Origin of the sequence: Stenotrophomonas sp. 2YAF22, assembly GCF_052114665.1 — a bacterium.
Classification (GTDB): Bacteria; Pseudomonadota; Gammaproteobacteria; order Xanthomonadales; family Xanthomonadaceae; genus Stenotrophomonas; species Stenotrophomonas indicatrix.
On record NZ_JBFRFE010000550.1, the window covers coordinates 1 to 3,007 of the forward strand.

The 3,007-nt window shown below is 66.1% G+C and carries 4 protein-coding genes; 1 reads left to right on the top strand and 3 read right to left on the bottom strand.

Going from position 1 to position 3,007, the window contains the following annotated elements; genetic code table 11:
- Positions 1–391 precede the first annotated feature (391 nt).
- Together AB4Y84_RS17955 and glmU are read right to left on the bottom strand one after the other, a co-directional pair.
- A complete protein-coding gene (locus AB4Y84_RS17955; protein WP_442244628.1) occupies positions 392–925 on the bottom strand; it encodes a GNAT family N-acetyltransferase in 534 nt (177 codons plus the stop codon).
- Entirely contained in the window at positions 894–2,261 is a 1,368-nt protein-coding gene (gene glmU / locus AB4Y84_RS17960; protein WP_312786482.1) for a bifunctional UDP-N-acetylglucosamine diphosphorylase/glucosamine-1-phosphate N-acetyltransferase GlmU, read from the bottom strand. Before glmU ends, AB4Y84_RS17955 begins: the two co-directional genes overlap by 32 nt.
- 162 nt (positions 2,262–2,423) lie before the next feature.
- On the opposite strand from glmU, the gene AB4Y84_RS17965 reads away from it, so the two are divergent.
- Positions 2,424–2,807 (top strand): GtrA family protein, encoded by a 384-nt coding sequence (locus tag AB4Y84_RS17965; protein WP_312786483.1) that lies wholly within the window; start codon positions 2,424–2,426, stop codon positions 2,805–2,807.
- A 7-nt stretch (positions 2,808–2,814) separates the two neighbouring features.
- Here the strand turns inward: AB4Y84_RS17965 and AB4Y84_RS17970 are convergent.
- Positions 2,815–3,007 (bottom strand): hypothetical protein (locus AB4Y84_RS17970; RefSeq protein WP_442250585.1); only part of this gene is annotated, 193 nt, incomplete at its 5' end.

Below are 3,007 nucleotides of genomic sequence, written 5' to 3' on the forward strand. Positions count from 1 at the left end.
GACGGCGCGGGAACTCGCTGCGCTCAGACACCCGCGCCTCTTCGCCCTCGCCGGMCCTGCGGTGCTCGGCTCGCTTSAAGGCGGACTCGAGAAGCAGAGCAAAAGCATCCACGCATGGCGTGGATCTACTGGGTGCACCTGTGGACTTTGACTTGGGTCCGCCTTGAAGCGAGCCGAGCACCGCAGGGGAATCAGGGGCGAAGAGGTGCCGATGTCTGAGCGCAGCGAGTTCGGCACCGGCCCCTGATTCGCCGAGGAGCGCAGGGCACCGATGCGCAGCATCGGCTCGCGGCCGGCGGAACGTTTCTTTTGGTTACTTTTCTTTGCGTACAAAGAAAAGTGACACCCATGAACCGTGATCAACCTTCAGCAAGCAACAGAAGAAGCAAAACTAAAGCACTCGCCGCGTCGCCACCCGCAGGTGCATCGGGAATCCCAGGGCAGCTTCCTCGGCCATCACCGCTTGCAGGCCGGGGCCCCACTCCGACTCCGGCAGGATGTTGAATCCTTCGCTGGCATAGAAAGCCGCATTCCACGGCACATCGGACAGCGTCGTCAGCACTGCGGCAGCGTAACCACGCATCTTTGCCTCGGCCAGCGCATGCCGCAGCAACGCTCGCCCGTAACCACGCCGCGCGTGGCCGGGATCAACATCCATCTGCAGCACATGGAAATCGCCGTCGAGCGCACCGCCCAGCAGGTAGCCGGCGATGCCGCCATCGGCGCCTTCGATGATCCACAACTGGCCACGCTGCAGCCCAGCCTGCAACGTGGGGAGGTCCAGCCCATGGCCGGCGAACACCGGGTGCGCCTCGTGCCCGCGCAGCAGTTCACCCGCACGCTGTTCGATGCGGGGCAACGCGTCGAGTTCGTCGGCGCGCGGTGGTCTCGGCTCAGCTTTTCTTGATGGGTCGCTGCCAGCCATCGATCGTTTCCTGACGCGCACGGGCCACGGTCAGCTTGCCGTCCGGCGCAGTGCGGGTGATGACCGAACCTGCAGCAATCGTCGCCCCTTCACCGATCAGCACCGGCGCCACCAGCGAGCTGTTGGAGCCGATGAAAGCGTTGTCGCCGATGGTGGTGGTCGACTTGTTCACGCCGTCGTAGTTGCAGGTGATGGTGCCCGCACCGATGTTGACCTTGCTGCCGATCACCGCGTCACCCAGGTAGGTCAGATGGTTGGCTTTGCTGCCCACCCCCAAGGTGACCTTCTTGGTTTCCACGAAGTTGCCCACGTGCACGCCATCGGCCAGCACGGTGCCCGGGCGCAGGCGCGCGAACGGGCCGATCTGGGCCGCACCCTCGCTGATGACGCCTTCCACATCGCAGTGCGCACGCACTTCGGTGCCCGCGCCGAGTGTGACGTCCTTCAGCCGGGTGAACGGGCCGATGGTCACGCCATCGCCGAGCACCACCTTGCCTTCAAGAATCACATCGACATCGATCATCACATCGCTGCCTACGACCACCTCACCACGGATATCGACCCGCGCCGGATCGCGCACGCGTGCGCCCTGGATGCACAGCGCGCGGACCGCGCGCCGCTGCCAGGCCCGTTCCAGCTGCGAGAGCTGCCATGGATCATTCGCGCCTTCGGCATCCTGCGCATCGGCCACCAGGGCCATCTCCGCCGGAGTGAACTCGCGGGCGGCAAAGGCGAATACATCGGTCAGGTAGTACTCGCCCTGCGCGTTGCTGTTGGACAGCTGCGACAGCCAGCGGCGCAGCGCCGTCGATTCGGCAGTGATGATGCCGGTGTTGATGATGCGCACCCGACGCTGTTCATCGTCGGCGTCCTTCTGCTCAACGATCGCCCCGACCTTGCCTTCGGCATCGCGCAGCACGCGACCATAGCCAGTGGGATCCTCGACATCGGCCACCAGCACGGCCAGCCGGCCCGGCTGGGCCAGCAGGTCGCGCAGGGTCTGCGCACGGATCAACGGCACATCGCCGTACAACACCAGCACCTGTGCGGCGTCGGGCACCTCCGGCATGGCCTGGGCAACGGCGTGGCCGGTGCCCAGCTGCTGCGCTTGTTCCGCCCACAACAGGTCCGGCTGGTCAGCGAAGTAGTGCTGCACCTGGTCCCCGCCGTGGCCGTACACCACGTGGATGGCAGCCGGCTGCAGTTCGCGCGCCGTGGCGATCACATGCGCCAGCATCGGCTGCCCGGCAATCGGCTGCAGTACCTTGGGCAGCACCGATTTCATGCGCTTGCCGGCGCCAGCGGCGAGGATGATGACGTGCAGGGGTTGGGTCATGGAGGGGGGCCGCGCAGCGGCGGCGATCTGAGGACTGGCTGATAGGATAGCCGAGCTCATTCCCTGCCTGACGTGAACCGTGCGCTGCCTGAAGGAACGATTGCTCGATCTGCTGTACTGGATGGGCCCGCTGTTGCCGGGCGGCACCGGGAAGGCACGGCCATGACCCTCGTCCGCCAGGGCAGCTCATACATCGTCATCGGGCTGGTGCAGCTGCTGCTGGACTGGCTGGTGTTCGTGGGCAGCACCGCACTCGGGGTGCCCGTCGCCCCTGCCAACGTCGTCGGCCGTCTGGCCGGCATGCTGCTCGGCTTCTGGCTCAACGGCCGCTATACCTTTGCTGCCGCCGGCCAACAGCGCCTGGGCTGGAAGCGCTTCGCGCGCTTCCTCCTGCTTTGGATGCTGCTGACCGCGGCCAGCACCCTGCTGGTGACTGCGGCCGACCATGCATTGGGACTGCAGTACGCGTGGCTTGCCAAGCCGCTGGTGGAAGGTGGTCTGGCGCTGGTGTCGTTCATGCTGCTGCGGCACGTGGTGTACCGCTGACCTGCGTTCAGTGAAGGCCACTGTCGCCGGCCAGGCGCACGCTCAATCCCTCGCGCCACAACTGCAGCGGGCTGTAACGCAACTGCACCTGATGGCGGCCTGCCGGCACGCACAGCGCATGGAACAGGCCATTGCCACGCAGCAGCGGCAGTACGGTGCCATCGGGCAAGCGGGCCTGCCAGCCACGGGCAGTCACCTCG

Excerpts from the sequence above, each read along its gene's own strand:
- AB4Y84_RS17955 (WP_442244628.1), bottom strand. The coding sequence starts at position 925 with ATGGCTGGCAGCGACCCATCAAGAAAAGCTGAGCCGAGACCACCGCGC.
- glmU (WP_312786482.1), bottom strand. The coding sequence starts at position 2,261 with ATGACCCAACCCCTGCACGTCATCATCCTCGCCGCTGGCGCCGGCAAG.
- AB4Y84_RS17965 (WP_312786483.1), top strand. The coding sequence starts at position 2,424 with ATGACCCTCGTCCGCCAGGGCAGCTCATACATCGTCATCGGGCTGGTG.